This window comes from Ruegeria sp. S263 (genome assembly GCF_056780525.1).
Genome location: NZ_CM165558.1, coordinates 2,344,392 through 2,368,033, shown reverse-complemented (window position 1 = coordinate 2,368,033; position 23,642 = coordinate 2,344,392). Strand labels below are relative to the sequence as shown.

Here is a 23,642-nt window from a genome sequence, read left to right as displayed (position 1 = left end):
GCCTGCCGAGAAAAGCCTGACTTAACGTCCACTGGTTGATAAAGAGGTCACGGCGGCACGGGCCGGCTGAGACTGGATTGGGAGGAGACACATGCAAAAACCTGTTCAATGGGGCGTTTTGGGCGCTGCCAATTTCGCGCGTCGCTATATGGCTCCGGCGATCCATGCGGCAAATGGTTCGCGTTTAGCCGGGCTTGCCACGTCTAGCGCAGAAAAAGTCCAGCCGTTTCAGGCGTTTTGCCCTGATCTGAAAGTCTATGACGACTATGAGGCGATGTTGGGGGATCCGAACATCGAGGCCGTCTATATCCCGCTGCCCAATCATCTGCACGTGGAATGGAGCCTGAAGGCGCTCGAGGCTGGCAAGCACGTATTGTGTGAAAAGCCGATGACGATGCAGGCCGCTGAATTCGATGCGTTGATTGCGAAACGTGACCAAACTGGGCTGCTGGCGGCCGAAGCGTATATGATCGTGCACCACCCCCAGTGGCAGTTCACGCGCAATCTTATTGCGGACGGAGCGATTGGGAAGCTGGCGCATGTGACCGGCGCATTCAGTTTCGACAATCGCACCGACACCGGAAACATCCGAAATCGGGCTGAGACTGGCGGCGGTGGCCTTCGCGATATCGGCGTCTACGTAATCGGAAGTGCCCGGTTTGCAACGGGGCAGGAACCCGTTTCGGTGCAGTCCGCGATCCGCTGGGAAGACGGCATTGACGCCTTTACCGAAATTCGTGCGCAGTTCCCGGATTTCACCTATTCCAGCTATGTCTCCATCCGAATGCATCCGCATCAGGAAATGGTGTTTCACGGCGAAGGGGGTGTAATCCGCCTTACGGCACCGTTCAACGCGCGGGTTTTCGGCGAGGCGCGCGTGGAATTGCATCGCCCCGGTCTGGAAGTGCAGGTCACGCGTTTTCCCGGCGACAATCACTACAAGCTGCAGGTCGAAGCGTTCTGCCGATCGGTCCGTGACGGTGCAGATTACCCATGCTCACTTGAATTCTCGCGCGGCACGCAAGAGGTTATCGACCGCGTTTTCGAGGGCGCGGAACCCCTCTGACTTGCACGCCGCCGCGCAACTGGACTAACCTGTCGGGTACCGGATGAGGAGAGTGCAAATGGCTGGCGGCTGGGCGCGCGATGGCGCGGTGGGTGAACAGATCGAGGCGTCAATTTCAGACGAGCTTGCTCGCATGCGGGCCCAAAAGCGCCCTGTGGGGCAAAGCCTGACCCATTGCGCTGAGTGCGAAGAACCGATCCCCGAAAAGCGGCGGGTCGCCATACCGGGCGTGAAACTGTGTCTGGATTGTCAGCAAGACCGCGACGGGACCTACAAGTCGCGCGTTGGGATCAATCGGCGCGGGTCGAAAGACAGCCAGCTTAAATAACGCCGGAGGTACCGCTTGTCCGACATCCGCACCCAGCAGTCGATATGGCAAAACGGGCTGGTTTTGGGGTTTATGGCGGCGTTCCTGTGGGGCACGCATAGTGTCATCGTTCGGTTTCTGACCAACGATCTTGGTGGAATGCAGATCGCCGTATCACGTCTGTTTATTGCTGCGCTGGCGATCTATGGCCTGCTGCGTGTTTTGAACGTTCCGGTGTCAGTCCGATGGCGCGATCGCTATTTTCAGCTTGCTGTCTTGTCCACCGTTATCAACTACATCCTCTTTCACATAGGCCTGGAACATACCGGGGCCGCAAATGCCATGGTGCTCGAGAACACGGCACCGTTCTTCGTGTTGGTATTTTTGTACTTTTTCGCCGAAACACCCGTTACCCGAACCGATGTTCTGGCGACGGGCCTCGCGATTTTGGGCGTGTTTCTGACCGTTTTTCAAGATTTTCAGGGCGGTGGCGAACCGTTGTTCGGCGATATTCTTGAAATCGGCGCGGGCCTGAGTTGGGCGGTATTCCTGATCGCAAGCAGCCGGGCAATGCGAAACTCGAAATCCACTGGCGAGCGTTTGAATTTTCTATTCGGGATATTCTTGTGCTCGGGACTGCTGTTGCTACCATTCGCGGCACTGTCCATGCAGGTGCCGACGGCAACAGACCTTGTGTTCCTGATCCTTCTTGGTGTTTTGCCGACGGCGTTGGCATATTATCTGTGGTACGAGGCTGCTGCGCGTGTCTCTACTCTGACCGCGACACTCATGTTCGCGGCCTCGGTCGTGTTCACATTCATCAATGCGGCGATATTCTTGGGGGCCGCGATCACGCCAATCGCGGCCACAGGTGCTGTACTGATTGTGATCGCCGTCTTTTTGACGACCAAGAAACAGACGTGATCAGTCTTCCATCGCTTCCAGTTCGTCGATGAAGCCCGAGATCATGCTTAGCCCTTTGTCCCAGAACTTCGGATCGCTCGCGTCCAGCCCGAAAGGGGCCAGCAAGTCTTTATGATGCTTTGACCCACCTGCGCGCAGCATTTCAAAGTACTTGTCCTCGAACCCTTCTGATCCGCTTTCGTAAACCGAGTAGAGCGCGTTCACCAAACCATCGCCAAACGCATAGGCGTAAACGTAGAAGGGCGAGTGGACGAAGTGCGGAATATAGGCCCAGAAGGTCTCGTACCCTTCCATGAACTCGAATGCGGGCCCAAGGCTTTCGGCCTGAACGCTCATCCAAAGGGCGTTAATGTCGTCGGGCGTCAGTTCACCTTCGCGGCGGGCTGCGTGGAGTTTGCATTCAAAGTCATAAAACGCAATTTGGCGGACGACCGTGTTGATCATGTCCTCGACTTTTCCGGCCAGCAGCACCTTGCGCTGTTCCGGCGTATCGGCCTGATCCAGCATCTTGCGGAAGGTCAGCATTTCGCCAAACACCGACGCTGTCTCGGCCAGAGTCAGCGGGGTCGAAGACAACATCTCACCTTGATCTGCAGCCAGTACCTGATGAACGCCATGGCCCAGCTCATGCGCAAGCGTCATCACATCGCGAGGTTTACCCAGATAGTTCAGCATCACATAGGGGTGCACGTCAGTCACGGTCGGATGTGCAAACGCACCGGGCGCCTTGCCCGGTTTCACCGCCGCGTCGATCCAGCCCTTAGAAAAGAAGGGGGCCGCGATCTCACCCATGCGGGGATCGAATGCATTATAGGCGTCCATCACCGTTTTCTCGGCCTCGTCCCAGCCTACGACACGCGTGTCTTCCATCGGTAGCGGTGCGTTGCGGTCCCAGACCTGCATGATGTCCAGCCCCAGCCATTTGCGTTTTAGCTCGTAATAGCGATGACTCAGCTTGGGATAAGCGGCCACAACCGCCTCGCGCAGCGCCTCTACCACCTCAGGCTCGACATCGTTTGATAGATGGCGACCGGTTTGGGCGGTCGGCATGTTACGCCAGCGGTCCACGATTTCTTTTTCCTTGGCCTGCGTGTTGTGAACGCGGGCAAAGGTCTTGATGTTGTCCTGAAAGACCGAGGCCAGCTCTCGCGCTGCTGCTTCGCGCTTGTTGCGGTCTTGCTCGGTCAAGAAATTCAATGTGCCTTCGATGTTCAGTTCTTCGCCGTCGACCGTAAAGGTCAGTCCGGCGATGGTTTCGTCGAAAAGACGTTCCCATGCGTCGCCAACCACACCGAGGTCATGCAAAAACTTTTCCAGTTCATCAGACAGTTGATAGGGTTTCATCGCGCGGATACGGCGGAATACGGGCTCATACCGGGCAAGATCAGCATTCTCCGCGAAATGCGTCTTCAGCACTTCGTCGTCGATGCGGTTGATTTCCAGGGTGAAGAAGACCAGCGGGGTTGTGAAGATCGTGATCTTCTCCTGCATGTCCGACAGGAATTTTGCGCGCTCGGCATCCGTGGTCAGTTGGTAATAGCGAAGCCCGGCAAAGGACATGATCCGTCCGGCTATCGCGTTGATCTTTTCGTTGCGCAGAACGCATTGCAGCAGGCCGTCGGCATCCAAATCAGCCAGCTTACCTTCGTAATCGGCGGCGAAAGAAGTACATTCCCCTTCCAGCCATTCCAGATCGGCAGCCAGTTCAGGCGCGTCCTCAGAGCTGTAAAGGTCCGTCAGGTCCCATTCCGGCAGGTCGCCAAGATTGTCGGCTCCTCCGATTGCATTTGCGTCACGGACGGGAAAGGGAAGGTCGCGCATGGATCACCTCGAAAATCTGCATTTGCAAACATCTAGGCGCGACGCTCAAGGATCACAAGCAGGGTCTTAGCTCGACAGGGCCGCTTTCGCCTCAGGGTCGGTGCTGGCTGCGCCGAAATGGGCTGCAAGCTGGTCAAATACGGGGCCGCGGACATCCGGCGCTTCCATCATCACTTCGTGTTCACCGTCTGGAATTTCGACCAGAGTTCCATTTGGCCAATTCGCCATACGCGCACGGATCGCCTTGCGGTCGACGATCTGCTCATGCGAGCCAAGGAAGGTCAAGCAAGGGGTGGAAGGGGCGGTCTGCGCCATCAGCCACGAACACTCATCCAGCGCCTCGCGCAGCCAGATGGTCGACGGCGCGCCCAAGGTCAGCTCAGGATGCGCGACCAGTTGATCCTGCATCATCTTGTACATGTCGGGATCGCGGGTCAGTACATTGCCGTCAAAGGGTTGGGACAGAACATAGCTTTCCAGCGACGTGGTCGGGGGCGTCTTTTCACCAAGGCCAAACCGAGGTCCCCAATAAGCCGTCAACCGGCCAAGAGGTTTCATCAGGGGCGTAAAGAAGATTCCCCACATCGGCCCGGTAAAGGCGCAGGCGGCAAAGCAGTCGTTTTCCAGTACCGCCCGCAAACCGATTGCACCGCCCATCGAGTGGCCGATGACATACGAGGGTTTTGGCAGGTTCTGACGCTGGGCCAGATCAAGAACGGCCCTTACGTCGTGTTGGTAATCGGTGAACTTGTCGACATGTCCAACACGATTGTCATCCAGCAGGCGATCCGCCAGCCCCTGACCACGCCAGTCAACAGAAAGAACAGCATACCCACGGCCCACAAATTCGGATGCGGCTTCGCCATATTTTTCGATATATTCTGTTCGCCCCGGGAATATCATTACCGTTCCGCGGGCTTCGTCTTTGGGCGACCAATGGGCGGCGCGAATGCGCACGCCATCTTCGGTGTCCAACCAGTGCGCCACACCGCCAGAGGGTGCGCCGGCCACGTCTTCAAACAAAGGGGCCGGCGACATTTTCATCAGGCCAGAGCCGATGCTAGCTGCATGGCGATACTCATGTCGCCATCAACGCTGAGTTTGCCGGCCATGAACGCACCGGTCGGGTTCAGCTCACCGCTGAGAATTTGTTCGAACGTGTCGACATCCGCGCTCATGGTGACGTCGGTTTCTTCATCGCCAACGCGTGCACCGCTGCCGTCCAGAACAATCGAACCAAGACCTTCGATGGCAAATTTGGCCGATGCGCCAAAACCGCTGCCGTCCAGTTTTTCGTTCAGCGCTGCTGCGGCTTTCTCCAGAGTGTCGCTCATGATTCTCCTCACTTTGATTTGAGCGCGAGGAATGGACATCCTTCTGCGCTACGCTACACTGAACGTTGTTATGGGCACTAATTACACAAATCTCAAAGGTATCGTTGCGGCAACCGCAATGCTAGTCACGTTTTCCATTCCTTGTGTCGCTCAGACCGCCGATTCCCGGGACGAAACCGAATTGCTTGAACAACTGGCGCAGTCGACGCCGGAACAGGCGCTGGGGTTAGACCGGCAGCTTAAGGCGCTGTGGGCTTTGTCCGGGTCTGCATCGGCGGACCTGTTGCTGGAACGCGGGCGTGAGGCATTGGATGACGGTGACACAAAGGCAGCAATTGATCACTTGACGGCTTTGACCGACCACGCGCCCGAGTTCGCAGAGGGCTGGCATGTCCGTGCCTCGGCGTTTTTCGGGATCGAGCGTTTTGGAATGGCTGCGGCCGATCTGGAGCAGGCCCTGACTTTAAATCCCAACAATTACGAGGCGATTTACGGCTTGGGTTTGATTTTCGAGATTGTCGGTCAGCCTGATAAGGCGCTTGCGGCTTATGAACGCGCGCTGGCTATACATCCCCATCACGAAGAAGTAACCAATGCCGTGAATCGACTGAAGCCTCAGGTCGAGGGCTCGGCCCTCTAAGGGGCAGGGGGCAAGAGTGAGCGGGTCATCCCGAATTGTGGCCGTACTTGGCCCGACGAACACAGGTAAAACCCATTACGCGATCGAGCGGATGCTGGGTCACCGGACAGGTGTGATCGGTCTGCCGCTACGCCTGCTAGCACGCGAGGTCTATGACAAGATCGTTGCCATTCGCGGGCCGTCTGTCGTGGCGCTGGTCACGGGTGAGGAACGCATTGTGCCCCCGCGCACCCAGTATTGGGTCTGCACCGTCGAAGCGATGCCCGAGGGCATGGGCGCTGATTTTGTGGCCATCGACGAAATCCAGCTCTGCACCGACCCCGAGCGCGGCCATGTCTTCACCGATCGCCTGTTGCGGTCGCGCGGCACAAGCGAAACGCTTTTTCTGGGCTCGGACACAATGCGCGGCCCCATCGCGGCGTTGGTCCCCGAGGCGCAGTTTGTGCGGCGCGAACGCATGTCTCAGCTTGTTTATGCCGGGTCGAAAAAGATCAGCCGGATGCCTCCGCGTAGCGCCATCGTCGGGTTCTCGGTCGATAGTGTTTATGCCATTGCGGAACTTCTGCGCCGTCAAAAGGGTGGGGCGGCGGTCGTCATGGGCGCGCTTAGCCCGCGCACGCGGAATGCGCAGGTGGACCTCTATCAGAGTGGCGAGGTCGATTATCTGGTCGCCACCGATGCCATCGGCATGGGGCTGAATCTGGATGTAAATCATGTGGCGTTTTCCTCGCTGACCAAATTCGACGGTCGGCGGATGCGACCCTTGGCCCCCAACGAACTGGCACAGATCGCTGGCCGGGCAGGGCGTGGCATGTCGGACGGCACGTTCGGCGTCACGGGCGAGGCCCCTCCGCTGGATGAAGGTGTGGCGCAGGCGATCATGGACAGCCGCTTTACGCCGATGAAAAAGCTGAACTGGCGGAATGCCGCCCTGCGGTTTGGCTCGATCGAGGCGCTGATCACATCGCTTGAGGTTGGCCCGGACAATGAAAACCTGCTCAAGGCGCGCCCGGCCGACGACCTGAACGTGCTGAAATCGCTGTCACAAGTGACCGAGGTCATGGCCCGCGCCAGCGATCCGCAATCCATCCGTCTGCTGTGGGATGTCTGCCGAATCCCCGATTTTCGCGGTATCAGCCATGCCGAACATGCCAGCCTGCTCGAGGTGATCTACGGCTATCTGCATGAGCGTCAGTCGATCCCTGATGACTTTATGGCGCGGCAAATCCGCCGGATTGACCGGACAGACGGAGATATTGATGCACTGTCCAAACGGCTGGCATATATTCGCACCTGGACATATGTTGCGCAACGAAACGGATGGGTGCGTGACGAATCCCATTGGCGTGAGGAAACGCGCACTGTAGAAGACAGGCTGTCGGACGCTTTGCATGACCGTCTGACCCAACGATTTGTGGACCGGCGCACATCCGTTTTGCTGCGGCGGCTCAAACAGAAGGAGGCCCTTTTGGCCGAAGTAAATGACAAGGGTGAAGTGACCGTCGAAGGCGAATTCGTCGGTCGTCTGGAAGGGTTCCGGTTCATTCCGGACAAAGCCGCGCAGGGGACCGAGGCGAAAGCCTTGAAATCGGCGTCCTTGCAGGCTCTCGCGCCGCAATTCCATCTGCGTGCCGACCGCTTCTACAACGCGCCCGATACCGAAATTGATTTCACCGAACAAGGTGGCCTGATGTGGGGCGAATATGCTGTCGGCAAGTTGGTCGCCGGGGCTGAGCCACTCAAGCCCATGGTTGAAGTCTTCGTGGACGAAGCCGCAGGCCCTGACGTTGAACAGAAGGTGCAGCGCCGTCTGCAACACTTCATCGACCGTAAGGTTGCCGCGCTGTTCGAGCCGCTGCTGAACCTGTCGCGGGACGAGGAACTGTCCGGTCTGGCCAAAGGCTTTGCCTTCCGCATGGTCGAAGCTTTGGGCGTGCTGCCCCGCGCGCAGGTCGCGCAAGAGGTCAAGGATCTGGATCAGGACACCCGCGGTGCGCTGCGCAAGCACGGCATCCGGTTCGGTCAGTTCACCATCTTCATGCCACTGCTGCTGAAACCCGCGCCGACGCGCCTGCGTCTGGTGTTGTGGGCACTGTCCAGCGGGCTGCAGGAATTCCCCGAAGCACCACCTCCGGGTCTTGTGACTGTTCCTGTCGCTAAAGATGCGCCCAAAGGCTATGACACAATGTGCGGCTATCGTGACGCAGGTGAACGCTCGATCCGCATCGACATGCTGGAGCGTCTGGCCGATATGCTGCGGTCTGAGGACAGCCGTGGCGGGTTCGAAGCCAAGCCCGACATGCTGTCGATCACCGGCATGACGTTGGAACAATTCGCCGACCTGATGCAGGGTCTGGGCTATAAGGCTGAGCGTGGCGAGCGTGAAAAGATCAAAGTCACGCCTGCGGAACAACCTGCGGTAGATGCGCCCGAGCAACCTGCCGCCGAAGAAACTCCGGCAGATGCAGTCGCGACAGATAATGCAACTGTATCCGCCGAGGCGCCAGCCGAGGCCACCGACAGCACCGAGGCGGCAGCCGAGGCTCCGGCTGCGGAACCCGTCACTGACGAACCCGAAGTTGAGGTGTTTTACACCTTCACATGGGGTCGTCAGCGCCAGCCGAACCGTGGCCCGCGCCGCGAGCAGGGGCAGGGCAAGGGCAAGCCGCGTGGCAAACCTCAGGACGGTCGTGGCAAGCCGCAGGGCAAAAAGGGTGGCAAGCCGCAGGGCGCGAAATCCTTCTCGGCCCGTCCGCCCAAGAAAGAAAAAGCCATTGATCCCGATAACCCCTTCGCCGCTGCGCTGATGGGGCTTAAGGACGGCAATTAAGCGCGGATGTCCGAGGCCAAGCTGCGGATCGACAAATGGTTGTGGCAGGCGCGGTTCTTCAAGACCCGCAGCCTGTCTGCCAAACAGGTCAGCGGCGGCCATGTGCGCGTTAACGGCAACCGGGTGCTGAAACCGGCGACAGCCATCGGCACCGGTGATGTATTAACCTTCCCGCAGGGCCGCATCGTTCGGGTTGTCCGCGTGGAAAAGCTGGGTGATCGTCGCGGGCCTGCGACCGAAGCTCAAACGCTTTATGTTGATTTGACCGAAAAACAGGACACACCGCCACGAAATCCCGGGTTCGAGGGAAAAGGTCGTCCAAACAAGAAAGATCGGCGTGCTCTTGATCTTTCTCGCACTCAAGATAGCTGATCCTATCTTGAAGCTGACGCCAGACTGATTTAGCTAGACGCCCAAAGCGCAAACGGGAATCCGACCATGACCTACGTTGTCACTGAAAACTGCATTGGCTGCAAATACACTGACTGTGTCGAGGTATGCCCGGTGGATTGTTTCTATGAAGGTGAGAACACGTTGGTCATTCATCCCGATGAATGCATCGACTGCGGCGTGTGTGAACCCGAATGCCCTGCAGACGCCATCCGCCCCGATACCGAGCCGGGGATGGATCAATGGGTCGAGTTCAACCGGAAATACTCGGAAATGTGGCCGGTGATCGTAACCAAGAAGGACCCGCTGCCCGAGGCCGAAGAACGTGACGGCGAAGAAGGTAAGATGGAGAAGTATTTCTCTGAAGCTCCGGGTGAGGGCGGCTAACCGATTCGTTTTTATCAACCGGTCAGTCAATATCGGAAATACCGCCTAAGCTATTGGACGCAAATAGTTTTGTAAGGCACCTGAACTGTGCTGCTTTCGTATGTCTCAGTTTTGTGATATACTCGAAAGCTGAATGATGACTGAGTTGGGGATGTGCTCCGTAAGTATGTGCGCTTTGGAGTTCTGATTTATTGACAAATACACCGCCTGACCGGGCCGAAGATGGCGCGGGCTGGTGTGTCTTGTTTTGTCTGTCCTTCGCTCTGGAAACAAGGATGAACCTGTATGTCTAAGTCGAAAAAGCTTGAGTTCCGCCCGAACGATTACGTTGTTTACCCTGCCCATGGCGTGGGTCAGATCATCTCGATCGAAGAACAGGAAGTCGCGGGATACTCGCTTGAGCTGTTCGTCATCTCGTTTGAAAAAGACAAAATGACCCTACGGGTCCCAACCAACAAGGTCACCGAATCCGGTCTGCGCTCGCTGAGTTCGCCAGATGTGATTAGTCAGGCGATGAAAACCCTAAAAGGTAAGGCCAAGGTAAAGCGGGCCATGTGGTCGCGCCGTGCGCAGGAATACGAACAAAAGATCAACTCGGGCGATCTGATCTCGATCGCCGAGGTGGTTCGTGACCTGCACCGCACCGATGACCAGCGTGAGCAGAGCTATTCCGAGCGTCAGCTTTACGAAGCTGCGTTGGAACGTCTGACCCGTGAAGTTGCCGCTGTTTCCGGCGCCGGCGAAGTGTCTGCTGCCAAACAAGTGGATGAGGTTCTGACCTCGCGCGCAGCCGCCGCCTGACCCGGCAGAATGACGATTTAAGGCCGCTCTGGTAACAGGGCGGCCTTTTTCGTGCCCGAGCGCTTGGTGAATTGCCTGATTGCGGGTAATTTCCCTGTAAACAGAGGCGGGTACATGGCCAAGGTAAAGCAGACCCTCAAGTATCTCTATATCGGGCGCGATCCGATCTCCGTCTGGTTCCGCTATGGGCTGATCCTGTTTGATCTGGTGACGATCGTGTTCTTTGTCGCTACGGCCCATGTTCCGCACGGGCCGGGGCTGACGGTTCTAAGCATGTTCATCGGTCTGTTGATCCTGTGCGATTTCTCGGCGCGGCTTTGGATATCAAAGGATCGGTGGAAACTTTTCTTCAAGGTCTACACGCTTGCTGATCTGGTCGTGATCATTTCGTTGATGCTGGATCCATTCGTTTCCGGCAATCTGGCGTTCCTGCGTATTCTGCGCGCGTTGCGATTGATTCACTCCTATCACCTGCTCAGAGATTTGCGCCGTGATGTTGAGTTCTTCCGAACCCACGAAGACGCCGTGATAGCGGCCATTAACCTGTTGGTGTTCGTGTTCGTGACCTCAACCGCTGTTCTGGTCTTTTTTATCCCCGAGGAGAGTCAGACTGCCTATATCGACGCGCTGTATTTTACGATGGCAACGCTGACGACCACCGGTTTTGGTGACATCACCTTGGCGACACCGGGGGGGAAGCTGTTTTCAGTGTTCATTATGGTTGTTGGCGTCGCGCTGTTTGTTCGATTGGCGCAAGCGATCTTTATGCCGCAGAAAGTGCGCCACAAGTGCCCAAGCTGTGGTCTGTTTCGCCATGATCCCGACGCAGTGCATTGCAAGCATTGCGGCGAAGTTCTGAAAATCGAAACCGGAGGCGTTTCTTAGGACGCTACGACCAGAACCAGCAGGAATGCGATTTCGGACACTTGTTGCGTTGCGCCCAGAACATCTCCGGTTTGGCCTCTGATCTTGGCTTTTGCGACAACGGCGATAACAAACAGGCATATGGCAATAACCAGTATCGCGGCCATTGCTGGGGCACCTACCAAAACCATCGCACATACCAGTGCAACCAACGCGCCCAATGCGACTGAACCAGCACTGGGTGCCCCGACCGAGTGGCTTAGGCCCGCGCGCCGTGCATTTGGAAGTGAGGCCATCAAAACCGGCATCGCTGCGCGGGAAACGATGCATGCGGCTAAGATGCCCGACAAGCCACCCTGGGACAGCAGCGTCGCTATCAAAACGACGCGCAGGCCTTGCGATATCAACAGAGCCAGGACGCCATAGGTTCCGATTTGGCTGTCTTTCATGATTTCAAGCCGTCGTTCGGGGGTAAACCCTCCCCAAAACCCATCTACCGTGTCCGCAAGCCCATCTTCGTGCATGGCACCCGTGCACAGTACCAGAACGGCAATGACGAGTATTGCGCTGGCCAAGGGCGGAAGGTTTACTGCAACGCTGGCCCACCCGATAGCGCTGGCAAGTAGGCCGACGACCAGCCCAACAACAGGGAAGGCCCAGGCCGCATCTGCCTGGCGTTCAAAAACGTGTTCAGGCAGTCGCGGAAGCGGTAGGCGTGTCAAAAGAACCAGCGCCACAGGAATATCCCATCTGGAAACGAGGTTGGTGTCGGTTTTTTGCACTCCCATGCCTTTCTGGGTCTTGCCGGATTGATCGCTTTGGTTAAACACGCAGGACCACTCTGATGCAACGAGGCTTTGAATGCTGCCCGAACTGACCGATCTGAATTCCTTTCGTCAAGCTCTGAGCGGGGCCCCCGGTCCTGACGATGATGCCGCGCAAGGTGCGGCTGAACGAAACGGTCAATTGACAAAACCACCGGGAGCGTTGGGGCGGCTGGAAGATCTGGCGATCTGGTATGCCGGATGGCGTCAAGATGCGCGCCCTCAGATAACCGCGCCTCAGGTCATCGTTTTTGCTGGCAATCATGGGGTCACTGCGCAGGGTGTATCAGCTTTTCCGCCTGAAGTGACCGTTCAGATGGTTGCGAATTTTGAGCATGGCGGAGCGGCGATCAACCAATTGGCCAAGGCCGCCGGTGCCACCATGGACGTACACGCGCTGAATCTGGATGTCCCGACAACGGATTTCACAACCGGACCAGCCCTGTCGGAAGATGAGTTGCTGCAGGCGTTGCAAACCGGGTGGAGCTCGGTGAACCCCAATGCTGACCTTTTGGTTGTTGGTGAGATGGGGATAGGAAATACCACCCCGGCGGCTGCGATTGCGTGTGCGTTGTTCGGCGGCGAGGCGTCCGATTGGACCGGGCGTGGAACCGGCGTTGACGATGCGGGTCTGGCAAACAAGACGCGGGTCGTCGCCGAAGGTGTGTCCTTGCATGCAGGCACGGGCGATGGTCTGGAAATTCTGCGCCGACTTGGGGGACGGGAAATCGCGGCCATGGCCGGAGCGATCGCTGCCGCCCGTGCATTGCGCATTCCTGTCATCTTGGATGGGTTCATCTGTTCTGCTGCCGCAGCTTGTTTGGCTGAGACGGTCAAAGGCGCGTTGGACCACACCGTAGCAGGCCATCAAAGTGCCGAAGGCGCGCATGGGGCCGTTTTGGCAAAGTTGGGTAAAGAGCCGCTCTTGAACCTTGGCCTGCGTCTTGGCGAAGGCTCTGGAGGGGCGTTGGCAATCAATATCCTGAAAAGCGCCGTGGCCTGCCATTCCGGAATGGCGACATTTGCCGAGGCAGGCGTGTCGGACGGGTGATCAATGCAGCCTGATCCACGACGGATCAGGCGGACTTTTCCGCGTGTTTTTCGGAAAGCTCCAGCAACTCGGTCTCAAGGTCTTTTTCCAGTTGCTGTGCGCGTTCGATGTATTTCTTGTTTTCAGCCGTCGGCATTCCGGGAACCCAAAGTTCAGCAAGCTCGCGGACGGACATCCTGTCGTGGTGATAAAAGGTCTGTTCAGCGTGGGCTGCCTCGTACTCACTAAGTCCGATATTTTCGAGGACATACCGGCCCGCACGTAGTGATCCGTCGAACATCTCGCGCACGATATCGTCCGCGCCGGCCTGGTACAGCTCATAAACATGGGTACGATCATGCGCGCGCGCGACGATGTGCAGGTCGGGGCGCTGGCGGCGTGCAAAACTGACAAGACGGGTGACCGTCTTTGGATCGTCCATCGCCGCAACCAGAACCGCAGCTTTCTCAAGCCCCGCGGCCCGCAAAAGTTCTGGTCGGGTGGGGTCGCCTAGGAACCCCTTGACCCCGAAGCGGCGCATAAGCTGGATCGTTTCGATGTCGTGATCCAAAACGATCGTCTTAAAACCGCTGGCGCGCACCAAACGGTTTACGATCTGACCAAAGCGACCGATGCCTGCAATGATCACTGGGCCTTTCTCGTCGATCTCATCCGGTTCAGGGGTTGGTGTTCCTTCGCCGATACGCCGCGAGAGCAGGTCGAAGATGATGAACAAAAGCGGTGTGATCAGCATCGTCAACGCGATGATCATCAACAGTTTTTGCGACAGGTCCGGGGGGATCACGTTCTGCTGGGTCGAAAAGGCCAGAAGAACAAAGCCAAACTCACCAGCTTGTGCCAGACCTAAGGTGAACAGCCAGTGATCACGTCCCCGCAGCTTAAATGCGCGACCAACCAGATACAGAATGATCCCTTTGGCCAGGATGACCAGCAAGGCCAACCCGATTAGATCAAACGGGTCATTGAAGAAATAACCGATATCAATTCCGGCGCCGACCGTGATGAAGAACAGGCCAAGAAACAGGCCTTTGAACGGCTCCAGATCGCTTTCCATCTCGTGACGGAATTCTGAGCTGGCGAGAACCACGCCGGCCAGAAACGCACCAAGGGCAGGGGACAGGCCCACGAGGGTCATCAGGAAGGAAATGCCGACAACGATCATAAGGGCAAGCGCCGTATACATTTCGCGCAGACGGGTTGCGTGGATAAAGCGGAACAAGGGGCGCGTCAGGTAAATCCCGGCAAGAATGACAAATGCAACCGCGCCGATGGTGACAAGCGTCACGGCCCAACCCGGTAGCCCTTCAACCAGCGACAAGCTGTGATGCGCGGTATCGTGAAGGTCCTTCACCCCACGGTCGATAGAGCCGTCATCTTCGAAATGAGGCATGGCAGGCATGGCCAAAAGCGGCAGCAACGCCAGAATTGGGATAACCGCGATGTCCTGTGTCAAAAGCACGGAAAAGGTGGCGCGCCCCCCGTTCGTTTGCATCAACCCCTTTTCCGAAAGGGTTTGCAAGACGATCGCCGTTGAAGACAAAGACAAGGTCAATCCAACGGCCAGGGCAACAGACCACGGATGGTTTGCATAAATAGCAACACCCGCGATCACAGCCGTCGATAGCAGGACTTGCAGACCACCCAAGCCCAACAGCCTGTCCCGCATATCCCAAAGGGCGCGCGGCTCAAGCTCTAGCCCGATCAGGAACAGCATCATGACGACGCCAAATTCGGCGACATGCTGCAGGCTTTCTGTTTCAGCCCCGACAAGGCCGAACATGGGGCCGATCACAATCCCGGCTGCCAGATATCCAAGAACAGATCCCAAACCCAGACGGGCCGACAAAGGCACGGCAATCACCGCGGCGGCCAGATAGATTGTCGCCTGATAAAGGAAGTCGTCCATTTTGGTCCTTTCGTTCGGGTCAGGTGGGCAGCGGCGCATCGCGCTTGAGCTGGTCCATCACAATCTGGCTTTGCACTCTGGCTACTGCAGGATGCGGCAGTATCACCTGGTGAAGCAAGCGGTTCAGGGCAGAAAGATCGTCGCAATAAACATGGAGCAAATAATCCGCTTCTCCAGTCATCGTCCACGCGCTGGTGATCTCTGGGCGGGTGTCGACCATGCGGGAAAAGCTTTCGGATTGCTCGGGGCCGTGGGTGCCCAGATGAACCTGTATGAAGCCTTGAACCTGTAGTCCCAATTTCAGCGGATCCAGCCGGGCAGCATAGCCTGTGATATAGCCTTCAGCCTCAAGCCTTTGCCGTCGCCGCCCTGCCTGACTAGGCGACAGGTTCAACATTTCCCCCAACTGATGCGCAGTCAAATGCGCATTCTTCTGCAGCTCGGACAAAAGGCGTGTGTCGGTGGAGTCCAGCATATGCGAAAATTCTCTAAAATATTCGTAAACCATGCGCAAATCGCGCGCTCTATATCAGGTTACACGAAAACAATGCGCAGAAAAAGCATTGGATAAGGCGTATTTTGGAATCAGCAAAGAAATTCCTGTTATTTACGGAGACGCGCCATGGGTCCTTTCCCGCACAACGCCCCGAAATCTGTCATCAGCTCTGAAAACCCCGCCGGAACCGACGGGTTCGAGTTTGTTGAGTTTGCTCACCCCGATCCTCAGGAACTGCGCGACCTGTTTGCCAAGATGGGGTTCGAACTGGTTGGGCATCACAAGGACAAGCCGGCGGTTGAACTCTGGCAACAGGGGGATGTGACATACATTCTGAACGCAGACGAAGATAGCTTTGCCGCGAAATTTGTGGCCGAGCACGGCCCCTGCGCCCCTTCGATGGGGTGGCGGGTAGTGGACGCCCAAAAAGCGTATGAGCACGCTGTGTCCAAAGGGGCAGAGCCTTATGACGCCGAAGACAAGACAATGAACGTCCCTGCGATCAAGGGGATTGGTGGGTCGCTGATCTATTTTATTGATCAGTATTACGATACCTCGCCCTATAACGAAGAATTCACCTGGACCAAGCAATCAAAGCCGCGCGGTGACGGGTTTTATTACCTCGATCACCTGACGCACAATGTCTACAAGGGCAACATGGACAAATGGTTCAAGTTCTACGGTGATCTGTTTAACTTCCGCGAAATTCGTTTCTTTGACATTCAGGGCAAGTTCACGGGCCTTTTCAGCCGCGCATTGACGTCGCCCTGCGGACGCATTCGCATTCCGATCAATGAAGATCGTGGCGAAACGGGCCAGATCGTGTCGTACCTGAAAAAGTACAAGGGTGAAGGCATTCAGCATATCGCCGTGGGCAGCGAAGATATCTACGCCTCGACCGACGCTATTGCGGAAAAGGGTTTGAAATTCATGCCAGGTCCGAACGAAGCCTATTACAAGATGTCTACGGATCGGGTCGCCGACCACGAAGAGCCGCTGGACCGGATGATGAAACACGGAATCCTGATCGACGGAGAAGGTGTTCTGGATGGGGGCGAGACCCGCATTCTGCTTCAGATATTCTCAAAGACCGTCATCGGTCCGATCTTCTTCGAGTTCATTCAACGCAAAGGTGACGATGGGTTTGGCGAAGGTAACTTCCAGGCCCTGTTCGAATCCATCGAGCGTGAGCAGATCGAAAGCGGAGAAATTTCCGCGGCTTAAAAGGGCTGGCTAACGTAATGCTCAGAGGGTGTGATCCAGCCTCTGAGCCTTTTCCTCAGCTTCGTGGCATTCGCAGGGTCACGTTCTGACCGCGTTTTTGATAGCGTAACTCGCTGTCACTAATGGCGACCACATTTCCGCCATCCAGCCGATCCCCGACCTTCAGCTTTTTGTAGCGGCCACTGGGAAGCCGCACCAGCGCGCGCCTGTTTGCCGGGGAGCCGTAGACGCCAATCAGATTAAGTTTGCGCAGGTTGATCGCATTGTCGATTGTCGCCTGACGGGCAACTGATGCAGATGACGGAATTTTCGGAGCAACGGCCCGTGCCTGGAAAGAACCCGCCTCATCGTTATTTTGTGGAACTGCTGCGGTTGACCCCAGCCGGGCCGTATTTGTTTCCTGTCTTTGAATAAGCCCTGCCGGGCGCGGTTTGGGGCGCGGTACGCGCACCACCGCCAGCGCCGTTGGCGTGTGATCAACCTGTGGCCGCTCTTGAACAGATTTGGGGCGCAGCTTGGGCCTGACGCTGGCCAGTTCTTCGCGCGTTCGTCCACCCAATTGCTGACGCTCGAAGCGCTCAATCAAGTCACTGGGCCGGGGTTTCGGGCGTAACTCTGCCAAACGCGAGGTCAGTTCTTCGACGATGGGTTCTTGTTCAAAGCGAACCGGAACGTCTGGCGGCACCTTCGCTGGGCGCCCTAAATAGACCACGATGCCATCGGGATTCAGTGTGCCATCCACTGTGGCCGCAACAAGCCCCCGGTCGTCCAGATCGAAACGCGTGCCGGGCTTGGTCGGGTCGGCGACCTGCTCAAACGGGGTGTCTGTGTCAAAGCTGCCGACCTCCGGCAGGGCGATCGCATCCCGCGAAAGATCGGATTTGTCGATTGACGTAAGATAGACCGTCTCAGGTACGGCGGGTTCGGGCTCAGGCAGGAGGGCGGGGACGACGATCCGTGCACTGGCATGTACCTGTACGGGCTCCGGCTCTGGGTCTTTTGCGACATCTTCAACGACCGTCGGGGCGATTTTTAGCGCCTCAAGAATTGCGGCGTCTGTCGGTGTTTCGTTCAACGCCTCAAGGATCGCGGCGTCGGTTGGGGAAATCTCACCCGCCAAGTCTTCATCTGCCGGCGGCGCCTTGGGTTCCGGTAGGGTGACGCTTGCCGTTTCCGATTCTTCGACGTCCAAAGCTTCGGTTTGCAAAGGCAACGGCACAGGTTCAACCGGTTCTTCCTGTACGTCGGCAAGTTCCGTATCCAAAGGCACATCGCCATCAGAGCCGAAAACGCCCCAACCGATCAAAACCACCGCGATCACCGCCGCTGCTGCCAATGGAATCGCAAGGCCTTGGGGCAGTTTCATTCCCGCAGTAGAACCTTGACCAGCGGTCGCTTGCGACGGGGCCGAGCGGAACTCAGCCGGGGTCGAAGATGCGGCTATCGCATGAACAGCAAGGCCGTCAGGCTCCTCTGGGGTGATGGGGGCGGCAGGGTGCGCAATCGGTTGGTCTGCCAAGGAAAACAGAGGGTCGGCCGGATAGTCCTGATCGTCCACTTGTGTTGTAAATTCTACCGGGATGAACCCGTGATCGGCAGCAAATGCCTGCGCCTCTTTCAGGGTCTGCTTGGCGACCGCGGCGATATAAGTGGTTGAGCCGCTGCTGACGGTGTCGAACGCCAATTCGTCCAGTTCATAGGGCGTTGCCTCGGACAAAGCGTTGCAAACGCGTTGCTCCGTCCCGGCAGGATCGGACGCATCGGTTTCGACCGAAAGGAACCGGGCCTGATCAGTTGGAAGGATCAGCCTACAGCTCAGGTCGTTTTCCAGTGCGAAACCCTTGTTGCGCAGGTCTTCGATCTGCGCGTTCAGGTCTTCCACATCCAAGGAAACTTCGCCAACGCAGAACCATTCATCGTCCGCGAAGTGGTGCAAAGAAATCCCGGCAGAAGAAAAAGACAGCGCAAAGGCAGGTTTCATATTCCGGAGGAACCACAATTGTCATCATCAACGCGGGCGATGTCTCGTCCGCAGACTGACATTAAAGCAGGATCCCGCCGAGGGAAAGAAAAAGCCAATCCTTCCCCTTGTTCGGCAGACCGTTGCCACCCCATCTTAGTATAAATGAATTTGGAGGGAAGACCTTGAAGAACCTTGCTTTTCTGGCCGCCGTGCTGGCCATAACCACTGCGGGAATGGCACATGCGGAAGAACGTCGCATCTCAGTCGCCGCCGCTGGCACCGTTCAGACGGCCCCGGATATGGCGACGATCAATCTGGGTGTCACGAATGAGGATGCGCAAGCGTCAACCGCGATGCAGGCCACGTCGGACTCTGTATCTCAGATCCTCAGCAGGTTGGAGGAACTGGGAGTAGAAGCGCAGGATATCCAGACCCGAGATATCTCTTTGTCGCCTGTGTGGTCTGGGCGCGGCAACCAGGCCGGAGAAAAGGCAGAGATCACGGGATTTGTCGCCTCGAACCGGGTGATCGTACGTGTTCAGGACCTTTCGCAGCTTGGATCGCTCATGGACGCTGTTATTCAGGACGGTGCTAATGACTTCGGCGGCCTCAGTTTCGGTGTCAAAGACCCGAAACCCCTTGAGGCCGAAGCGCGCGCCAAGGCCGTGGCCGAAGCGACCGCCAAGGCTGAACAATTGGCACAAGCTGCGAACCTGACGCTGGGTCCGGTCAAAACGATCAATGAGCAGGTGGCGAGCGTCCGGCCTGCCGCGCAAATGCGCGAGTTCAACATGGCGGATTCCGGTGGAGTGCCAGTCGCAGGCGGGGAAATCTCGATCTCTGTCACCGTTTCGATGGAGTTCGGAATTTCACAGTAACCCTAGCTTTTGGCGCGGGCCTGCAGCGATTGGCGTTGCTGGCCCGTTTGGTCGAAATTGTCGGGCGACAGCCATGCTTCGAACGCGGAACGGACGCGGGGCCATTCAGTGTCGAGTATGGAATACCAAGCCGTATCCCGGTTGCGGCCCTTGTAATGCGCGGCCTGCCGGAAAACCCCTTCGAATGTGAATCCCAGACGTTCGGCCGCGCTGCGTGACGGGGCATTCAGTGCGTCGCATTTCCATTCATAGCGCCGGTAGCCCAGCTCATCGAACACGCGGCGCATCATCAGAAACATTGTTTCGGTCGAGGGCGGCTTGCGCTGCAATAGCGGCGAAAAGTGGATGTGCCCAACCTCGATGACGCCCGCAGCGGGGTCGATCCGAAGGAACGAGGCCATCCCAACCGGGGTGCCCTCGTGATCCAGTACCGTGTGAAACATCGGATCAGCGTCTACGCACGATGCACGCGCCCAAACTTCAAAGTCTTCTTCGGCCTTGAACGGACCGTATGGCAGGTAGGTCCAGTTCCGTCCGTCAGTATCGTTGGCAAACGCCCGGTATAATCCGGGCGCATGCCGGTTCACGTCCAGTGGCACGACCGAACAATAGCGCCCCTCCATCGGCGTGTAGGGCGGAGTCGGGCGTGGAAACTCGCCCGAAACCGGCAATCCGATGGGTTGGCCCAAGTCGTTCGTTACGTGCTCGACCATGATTTAGGCCGACGCTTTTGCCAGTGCCTGATCCAGGTCAGCGATCAGATCGCCGGCGTCTTCGATCCCGATGGATACGCGCACAACGCCGGGGCCGGCACCTGCGGCCTCTTGCTGTTCGGGGGTCAACTGGCGGTGGGTGGTCGAGGCCGAGTGGATGATCAGTGACCGTGCATCGCCCAGGTTGGCCACATGGCTAAAGATTTCCAACGCATTCACCAGCTTGACGCAGGCGTCATACCCACCTTTGACAGCAAAGGTGAACAGCGCGCCAGCGCCCTTCTTGTACTGCGCCTTGACCCGGTCGTTGTAAGGCGACGAGGGCAGCCCTGCATAGGTCACGTATTCCACCCGGTCATCCGCTTCGAGCCAGGCCGCGATTTTCTGAGCGTTCTCGACATGGCGCTCCATCCGCAGCGACAGGGTCTCTATCCCCATCAACGTATAGTGGGCAGCTTGCGGATTCATCGTCATGCCAAGATCGCGCAGACCGATGGCGATGCCATGGAAGGTGAAAGCCAACGGGCCGAACGTTTCGTGGAACTTCAGGCCGTGATAGGCGGGTTCAGGCTGGCCGAGCGAGGGGAATTTGTCATTCGCCGACCAGTCGAATTTGCCCGAATCCACGACGCAGCCGCCCGTTACGGTGCCGTTGCCGGTCAGGTATTTGGTGGTCGAATGCACCACCAGCGTCGCGCCATGCTCAATCGGGCGGCACAGGTATGGGGTGGCCGAGGTGTTGTCGACGATCAGAGGAATGCCCGCATCGTCGGCGACATCTGCCAGCGCACGGATATCGGTGACGTATCCGCCTGGGTTGGCGATGGATTCGCAGAATATCGCGCGGGTGTTGTCGTCGATGGCGGCCTTCACCGCGTCTACGTCATCCGTATCCACAAATGTGGCGGACCAGCCAAAGCGTTTGATGGTTTGGCTGAACTGCGTAACGGTCCCCCCATAAAGGCGCGTCGAAGCAACGATATTGCAGCCCGGAGTCATCAACGGGAACAACGCCATGATCTGCGCCGCGTGGCCCGAAGAACAGCAGACAGCGCCCACACCACCTTCCAGCGTGGCGATACGCTCCTGCAGAACGGCCACGGTTGGGTTGGTCAGGCGAGAGTAGATAAAGCCGACTTCCTGCAGATTGAACAGGGCGGCCGCATGGTCTGCGTCACGAAAGACGTACGCCGTTGTCTGGTAAATCGGGGTCTGACGCGCCCCCGTTGCCGGATCAGGGCGCGCACCAGCGTGAATTTGAAGCGTGTCAAAGCCGTAGGTTGGACCGTCTGACATCGTTGAACTCTCCCTCTGGAATGTGTGTTGCTGACTCTCTAGGCGATTGGGCGCTTGCGCACAACAACCCAGTCAACGCATCCAAAGGCCGCTAGTTTTGATCCTGTTGCGAATGACTTGTTCGCGTTGGGGCAGGTTGTCGCGGTCGAACATCTGACGGATCTTATGCCCTTTGCGCTGGATCACCAGCTTTCTGATCGGCTCATACCCCTTGAGCACTTTCTTGATCTTGTTCGGTGCAACGACGGTTTCTAACACCTCGACCACATGGTCACTCTCGCGTGCGTATAGCAGTGGAAACAGGCGGTAATGGCAGCTCACCGATCCATCCAGCAGACCTTGGGGCAGGGTGTCACGCCCTCCGCCAAGCGAATGGATGACAAGGGGAAGTGCGATTTGATCCAACCAAGGGGTCAGCGTTTGCCCGGCCATTTCGGGGATGTCTTCGTCCCGGATGGTGCGGGCATATTCCAGATAGCGTTCCCCGAACTCTTTGGGACAGCGGTAATAGAAAAAACCGGCATTGAAATACAGATACCGCCGCCAGTAGTCGTGCGGCTGCGATCTGTCCAAAGAGCTGTCAAAATCCAGTCCGAACCGGCGGTACAATGCGCCCCAAATGCCATCAAAGCCGGGTCCATACAGTGTTGGGCGGGGCCATGTCCCCTCGACTTTTTGCGAGGCGCTTGGACGATCAAAATCGAATGCGACGCTGTTCAGATCCCCGATGATCAGCGTGTCGCTGTCAAAAAACACAAACGGCTCACCCTCGGGCAGCGCGAGCAAGGCTTCAATCTTGTTGCCGTTGGGATAGCTTTCACCAAATACGAGGTTGTCGAATGGCAAAACCTCGGCGTCCAACTGCTTCAAAGCCTTAAGTACATCCTCGTTTTGTAGCCCGGGGTCTTGGGACCAACGCGGCCCGGAATTGGGTGAGGCAACGAATAATCTGCCCGCAAAATCCGGTGAGCTGTGCCGCAACGAAGCGGCAAACAAAAGCGCCTCGTACTGTAGGCGGTTGTTCTGTCCGACGATTACGACGTTGAACTTTGGGGTCTTGGCCTGCATCGAGGGACTTTCGGAATTTGGCCGCTCATTGGCGCATTATTTGTGTTGCACGTACTGTACGCAGCAAGGCTCGTCAAAACCAGAGTTCACGCGGCACCAGAAATGGGAATTTTGAAATTGGCGGCAGCACGCCCATCTATTGGACACGGGACGAAACAGGAGAAGACTCATGAGGGTCAACGCAGATTTCACCAGGCGCGTGGCAGTTCATTTCGACGAAAACGAATGGGTCGCGTCCCCGGCTGCTGGGGTTGAACGGAAAATGCTTGATCGGATCGGCGAAGAGGTCGCTCGCGCGACGACGATTGTTCGGTTTGCACCGGGGAGCGCGTTTGCCGCGCATACCCATGATGGGGGTGAGGAATACCTTGTTCTGGATGGCGTCTTTCAGGATGAAACGGGTGACTTCCCTGTGGGCAGTTACGTGCGGAACCCGCCGACATCGTCCCATACGCCTTCGGCAAAGGAAGGAGCGACGATATTGGTCAAGCTGCACCAATTCGACCCCGAGGACCGGACCCAAGTGCGGCGTTCAATCAACGGAGAGGGCAACATGCAACTCTTCAAAGACGCGCAAGAGGACGTGCGGGTTCTGACGTTAGGCCCCGGCGAAACGGTGGAATTGGACGCTGCCGGAGGGCTTGAGCTGTTCATAATCGAAGGCTCGGTGCAGGAATTGTCCGAGGATTTTGCGGTCTGGGACTGGCTCAGGCTACCACCCGGAGAGAAGTCTAGCGCGCAAGCCGGGGCATCTGGCGCACGTGTTTGGATGAAGTCCGGCCACCTGAACCAGATGATCTGAATTCCGCGATTGCTTTAAAAACAGGCATTAGAACGGTGAAGCCGGGCTTTTTGGCCC

General features: G+C 57.4%; 23 protein-coding genes. 13 read left to right on the top strand and 10 right to left on the bottom strand.

Annotated elements, in window-relative coordinates:
* The first annotated feature begins 91 nt into the window (after positions 1-91).
* Genes ACT2B1_RS11775 through ACT2B1_RS11765 form a run of 3 tightly spaced genes read left to right on the top strand, consistent with a single transcriptional unit; the run spans position 92 to position 2,297 of the window.
* Positions 92-1,066, top strand: coding sequence for a Gfo/Idh/MocA family protein (locus ACT2B1_RS11775; protein WP_481667788.1), 975 nt, complete (start codon positions 92-94; stop codon positions 1,064-1,066).
* A 58-nt stretch (positions 1,067-1,124) separates the two neighbouring features.
* Entirely contained in the window at positions 1,125-1,394 is a 270-nt protein-coding gene (locus tag ACT2B1_RS11770) for a DksA/TraR family C4-type zinc finger protein (protein ID WP_481667787.1), read from the top strand.
* A 15-nt stretch (positions 1,395-1,409) separates the two neighbouring features.
* Positions 1,410-2,297: a DMT family transporter gene (locus ACT2B1_RS11765; protein WP_171121117.1), complete on the top strand. Its 888-nt coding sequence runs from the start codon at positions 1,410-1,412 to the stop codon at positions 2,295-2,297.
* Here ACT2B1_RS11765 and ACT2B1_RS11760 read toward each other — a convergent pair whose 3' ends face one another.
* The 3 genes from ACT2B1_RS11760 to ACT2B1_RS11750 form a co-directional block, all read right to left on the bottom strand.
* A complete protein-coding gene (locus tag ACT2B1_RS11760; RefSeq protein ID WP_171239440.1) occupies positions 2,298-4,118 on the bottom strand; it encodes a M3 family oligoendopeptidase in 1,821 nt (606 codons plus the stop codon).
* Between the two features lie 66 nt (positions 4,119-4,184).
* The gene (locus ACT2B1_RS11755) at positions 4,185-5,162 is read right to left on the bottom strand and encodes an alpha/beta fold hydrolase (protein ID WP_481667786.1); all 978 of its coding nucleotides are present in this window, start codon (positions 5,160-5,162) and stop codon (positions 4,185-4,187) included.
* Positions 5,162-5,452, bottom strand: coding sequence for an SCP2 sterol-binding domain-containing protein (locus tag ACT2B1_RS11750; RefSeq protein WP_171121120.1), 291 nt, complete (start codon positions 5,450-5,452; stop codon positions 5,162-5,164). The genes ACT2B1_RS11755 and ACT2B1_RS11750 overlap by 1 nt, the downstream gene beginning before the upstream one ends.
* 31 nt (positions 5,453-5,483) lie before the next feature.
* Here ACT2B1_RS11750 and ACT2B1_RS11745 point away from each other — a divergent pair, with 31 nt between their 5' ends.
* The 6 genes from ACT2B1_RS11745 to ACT2B1_RS11720 all read left to right on the top strand — a co-directional run bounded on the left by ACT2B1_RS11745 (position 5,484) and on the right by ACT2B1_RS11720 (position 11,385).
* Positions 5,484-6,092 (top strand): tetratricopeptide repeat protein, encoded by a 609-nt coding sequence (locus ACT2B1_RS11745; protein WP_171121121.1) that lies wholly within the window; start codon positions 5,484-5,486, stop codon positions 6,090-6,092.
* Between the two features lie 16 nt (positions 6,093-6,108).
* Entirely contained in the window at positions 6,109-8,922 is a 2,814-nt protein-coding gene (locus tag ACT2B1_RS11740) for a helicase-related protein (RefSeq protein WP_481667785.1), read from the top strand.
* A 6-nt stretch (positions 8,923-8,928) separates the two neighbouring features.
* Positions 8,929-9,294, top strand: a complete 366-nt coding sequence (locus ACT2B1_RS11735) for an RNA-binding S4 domain-containing protein (protein WP_171239437.1) — start codon at positions 8,929-8,931, stop codon at positions 9,292-9,294.
* Between the two features lie 66 nt (positions 9,295-9,360).
* Positions 9,361-9,699, top strand: a complete 339-nt coding sequence (fdxA, locus tag ACT2B1_RS11730; RefSeq protein ID WP_171121124.1) for a ferredoxin FdxA — start codon at positions 9,361-9,363, stop codon at positions 9,697-9,699.
* A 285-nt stretch (positions 9,700-9,984) separates the two neighbouring features.
* Entirely contained in the window at positions 9,985-10,500 is a 516-nt protein-coding gene (locus ACT2B1_RS11725) for a CarD family transcriptional regulator (protein ID WP_170348382.1), read from the top strand.
* Positions 10,501-10,614: 114 nt separating this feature from the next.
* Positions 10,615-11,385 carry an ion channel gene (locus ACT2B1_RS11720; protein WP_171210602.1) on the top strand — a complete coding sequence of 257 codons (771 nt, stop codon included), beginning with the start codon at positions 10,615-10,617 and terminating at the stop codon, positions 11,383-11,385.
* On the opposite strand, the gene cobS is transcribed toward ACT2B1_RS11720, so the two are convergent.
* Entirely contained in the window at positions 11,382-12,194 is an 813-nt protein-coding gene (gene cobS / locus ACT2B1_RS11715; protein ID WP_371808560.1) for an adenosylcobinamide-GDP ribazoletransferase, read from the bottom strand. The two genes, ACT2B1_RS11720 and cobS, sit on opposite strands and share 4 nt — an antisense overlap.
* Positions 12,195-12,225: 31 nt before the next feature.
* Between cobS and cobT the strand changes: the two genes are divergently transcribed.
* Positions 12,226-13,239 (top strand): nicotinate-nucleotide--dimethylbenzimidazole phosphoribosyltransferase, encoded by a 1,014-nt coding sequence (cobT, locus tag ACT2B1_RS11710; RefSeq protein ID WP_481667784.1) that lies wholly within the window; start codon positions 12,226-12,228, stop codon positions 13,237-13,239.
* Positions 13,240-13,264: 25 nt separating this feature from the next.
* Here cobT and ACT2B1_RS11705 read toward each other — a convergent pair whose 3' ends face one another.
* A complete protein-coding gene (locus ACT2B1_RS11705) occupies positions 13,265-15,145 on the bottom strand; it encodes a monovalent cation:proton antiporter-2 (CPA2) family protein (protein WP_481667783.1) in 1,881 nt (626 codons plus the stop codon).
* A gap of 19 nt (positions 15,146-15,164) precedes the next feature.
* A complete protein-coding gene (locus ACT2B1_RS11700; protein WP_171121128.1) occupies positions 15,165-15,620 on the bottom strand; it encodes an Lrp/AsnC family transcriptional regulator in 456 nt (151 codons plus the stop codon).
* A gap of 147 nt (positions 15,621-15,767) precedes the next feature.
* Between ACT2B1_RS11700 and hppD the strand changes: the two genes are divergently transcribed.
* A complete protein-coding gene (hppD, locus tag ACT2B1_RS11695) occupies positions 15,768-16,865 on the top strand; it encodes a 4-hydroxyphenylpyruvate dioxygenase (protein ID WP_171239434.1) in 1,098 nt (365 codons plus the stop codon).
* A gap of 55 nt (positions 16,866-16,920) precedes the next feature.
* Here hppD and ACT2B1_RS11690 read toward each other — a convergent pair whose 3' ends face one another.
* Positions 16,921-18,846 carry a hypothetical protein gene (locus ACT2B1_RS11690; protein ID WP_481667782.1) on the bottom strand — a complete coding sequence of 642 codons (1,926 nt, stop codon included), beginning with the start codon at positions 18,844-18,846 and terminating at the stop codon, positions 16,921-16,923.
* Positions 18,847-19,010: 164 nt separating this feature from the next.
* On the opposite strand from ACT2B1_RS11690, the gene ACT2B1_RS11685 reads away from it, so the two are divergent.
* Positions 19,011-19,706 carry an SIMPL domain-containing protein gene (locus ACT2B1_RS11685; protein ID WP_481667781.1) on the top strand — a complete coding sequence of 232 codons (696 nt, stop codon included), beginning with the start codon at positions 19,011-19,013 and terminating at the stop codon, positions 19,704-19,706.
* Between the two features lie 2 nt (positions 19,707-19,708).
* Here the strand turns inward: ACT2B1_RS11685 and ACT2B1_RS11680 are convergent, their stop codons facing one another.
* The 3 genes from ACT2B1_RS11680 to ACT2B1_RS11670 all read right to left on the bottom strand — a co-directional run bounded on the left by ACT2B1_RS11680 (position 19,709) and on the right by ACT2B1_RS11670 (position 22,783).
* On the bottom strand, positions 19,709-20,419 hold the full coding sequence (locus ACT2B1_RS11680; RefSeq protein WP_171239431.1) for a GNAT family N-acetyltransferase: 711 nt from the start codon (positions 20,417-20,419) through the stop codon (positions 19,709-19,711).
* 3 nt (positions 20,420-20,422) lie between these two features.
* Entirely contained in the window at positions 20,423-21,715 is a 1,293-nt protein-coding gene (locus tag ACT2B1_RS11675; protein WP_171210610.1) for an O-acetylhomoserine aminocarboxypropyltransferase/cysteine synthase family protein, read from the bottom strand.
* A 72-nt stretch (positions 21,716-21,787) separates the two neighbouring features.
* Positions 21,788-22,783: a hypothetical protein gene (locus ACT2B1_RS11670; RefSeq protein WP_171239430.1), complete on the bottom strand. Its 996-nt coding sequence runs from the start codon at positions 22,781-22,783 to the stop codon at positions 21,788-21,790.
* Positions 22,784-22,952: 169 nt separating this feature from the next.
* Here ACT2B1_RS11670 and ACT2B1_RS11665 point away from each other — a divergent pair, with 169 nt between their 5' ends.
* Positions 22,953-23,585 (top strand): cupin domain-containing protein, encoded by a 633-nt coding sequence (locus ACT2B1_RS11665; RefSeq protein ID WP_481667780.1) that lies wholly within the window; start codon positions 22,953-22,955, stop codon positions 23,583-23,585.
* Positions 23,586-23,642 lie beyond the last annotated feature (57 nt).

Coding starts and splice junctions, on each gene's coding strand:
- ACT2B1_RS11775 (WP_481667788.1), top strand. CDS start 92: ATGCAAAAACCTGTTCAATGGGGCGTTTTGGGCGCTGCCAATTTCGCG.
- ACT2B1_RS11770 (WP_481667787.1), top strand. CDS start 1,125: ATGGCTGGCGGCTGGGCGCGCGATGGCGCGGTGGGTGAACAGATCGAG.
- ACT2B1_RS11760 (WP_171239440.1), bottom strand. CDS start 4,118: ATGCGCGACCTTCCCTTTCCCGTCCGTGACGCAAATGCAATCGGAGGA.
- ACT2B1_RS11755 (WP_481667786.1), bottom strand. CDS start 5,162: ATGAAAATGTCGCCGGCCCCTTTGTTTGAAGACGTGGCCGGCGCACCC.
- ACT2B1_RS11750 (WP_171121120.1), bottom strand. CDS start 5,452: ATGAGCGACACTCTGGAGAAAGCCGCAGCAGCGCTGAACGAAAAACTG.
- ACT2B1_RS11745 (WP_171121121.1), top strand. CDS start 5,484: ATGGACATCCTTCTGCGCTACGCTACACTGAACGTTGTTATGGGCACT.
- ACT2B1_RS11735 (WP_171239437.1), top strand. CDS start 8,929: ATGTCCGAGGCCAAGCTGCGGATCGACAAATGGTTGTGGCAGGCGCGG.
- fdxA (WP_171121124.1), top strand. CDS start 9,361: ATGACCTACGTTGTCACTGAAAACTGCATTGGCTGCAAATACACTGAC.
- ACT2B1_RS11725 (WP_170348382.1), top strand. CDS start 9,985: ATGTCTAAGTCGAAAAAGCTTGAGTTCCGCCCGAACGATTACGTTGTT.
- ACT2B1_RS11720 (WP_171210602.1), top strand. CDS start 10,615: ATGGCCAAGGTAAAGCAGACCCTCAAGTATCTCTATATCGGGCGCGAT.
- cobT (WP_481667784.1), top strand. CDS start 12,226: ATGCTGCCCGAACTGACCGATCTGAATTCCTTTCGTCAAGCTCTGAGC.
- ACT2B1_RS11705 (WP_481667783.1), bottom strand. CDS start 15,145: ATGGACGACTTCCTTTATCAGGCGACAATCTATCTGGCCGCCGCGGTG.
- ACT2B1_RS11700 (WP_171121128.1), bottom strand. CDS start 15,620: ATGCTGGACTCCACCGACACACGCCTTTTGTCCGAGCTGCAGAAGAAT.
- hppD (WP_171239434.1), top strand. CDS start 15,768: ATGGGTCCTTTCCCGCACAACGCCCCGAAATCTGTCATCAGCTCTGAA.
- ACT2B1_RS11690 (WP_481667782.1), bottom strand. CDS start 18,846: ATGAAACCTGCCTTTGCGCTGTCTTTTTCTTCTGCCGGGATTTCTTTG.
- ACT2B1_RS11680 (WP_171239431.1), bottom strand. CDS start 20,419: ATGGTCGAGCACGTAACGAACGACTTGGGCCAACCCATCGGATTGCCG.
- ACT2B1_RS11675 (WP_171210610.1), bottom strand. CDS start 21,715: ATGTCAGACGGTCCAACCTACGGCTTTGACACGCTTCAAATTCACGCT.
- ACT2B1_RS11670 (WP_171239430.1), bottom strand. CDS start 22,783: ATGCAGGCCAAGACCCCAAAGTTCAACGTCGTAATCGTCGGACAGAAC.
- ACT2B1_RS11665 (WP_481667780.1), top strand. CDS start 22,953: ATGAGGGTCAACGCAGATTTCACCAGGCGCGTGGCAGTTCATTTCGAC.